At 72.6% G+C, this 1,000-nt stretch carries 1 protein-coding gene and 1 pseudogene; one reads left to right on the forward strand and one right to left on the reverse strand.

Features of this window, described 5'->3' with window-relative positions; genetic code table 11:
- Positions 1 to 241 (reverse strand): annotated as a pseudogene (locus HUK82_RS16805) (hypothetical protein); the annotation flags it as partial.
- A 160-nt stretch (positions 242 to 401) separates the two neighbouring features.
- On the opposite strand from HUK82_RS16805, the gene HUK82_RS16810 reads away from it, so the two are divergent.
- The coding region (locus HUK82_RS16810; protein ID WP_176614990.1) for an alcohol dehydrogenase catalytic domain-containing protein at positions 402 to 1,000 on the forward strand (599 nt) is incomplete at its 3' end.

Raw genomic sequence — 1,000 nt, forward strand, 5'->3', positions numbered from 1 at the left:
GGGCCTCGGCCCGGGCGCGGTCGGCGCGACGGGCCAGTTCGCGGGTCAGCACGGCGGCGCTGTCGATGTCGGCGGTGCGGTGGGGATAGCGGGCCAGCAGGGCAGGAATGTCGGCCAGGGTATAGCCGTGCGTGCGCACCATGGCTTCGGCCCGCGCGCACGCCGCGATGGACTCGCCGTCACCCGCGCGCGCGGCGAGCACCCAGACTTTCCACAGCCTGTCCAGATCCAGTGACGCCATGTGCCGAGTCAGTTCCCCTTCAGGGGCGTGAGCCTATCGGTCGCCCCGCCGCGCCGCAACGCCAAACACCCCCGCCGTGCCTCTTCGGTGCGGCGCAGTTGCACAGCGGCCACGCCCGGCCGAGACTGGTGTGCAGACCGCGCACGCAAGGACTTGCCCTATGCCCCATCACCCGGACCCATCGAATCCGCTGTCGCGCAGCGTGCGCTATCTCGGTCCCGGCCAGCCCTTCGCGCTGCGGGCGGTGGCGGTCCCGCAGCCCGAGGCGGGGGAGGTGCGGGTGCGGGTTGCGGCGTGTGGCGTGTGCCGCACGGACCTGCACCTGCGTGACGGGCTGCTCGATCTCGGGCGGCGGGATTTCGCCGTCGGGCATGAAATCGCGGGCGTGGTCGAGGCAACCGGCCCGGGTGTCGATCCGGCGCGCGTGGGGCAGCGGGTGGTCGTTTATTATTATGTCGGCTGCGGCCACTGCCGGTATTGCCGCGTGGGGGACGCCCATCTGTGCCCACAGCCGCGCGCGCAGCCCGGGTTCAGCAGCGATGGGGGTTATGCCGATTACGTGGTGGTGCCCGACGTGACCTGTGTGCCGGTGCCCGACGGCATTCCGCTGACCCAGGCCGCGCCGGTCGGCTGTGCCGGATCGACGGCGGTGCATGCCGGGCGACTGGCCGATATCAGGCCCGGCGACTGGGTGGTGGTCAACGGGCTGGGCGGTGTCGGGGCGGCGCTGGCGCAGTATGCGCGGCACGCCGGGGCGCG

It is taken from the genome of Ameyamaea chiangmaiensis (assembly GCF_013376175.1).
Taxonomy (GTDB): Bacteria; Pseudomonadota; Alphaproteobacteria; order Acetobacterales; family Acetobacteraceae; genus Ameyamaea; species Ameyamaea chiangmaiensis.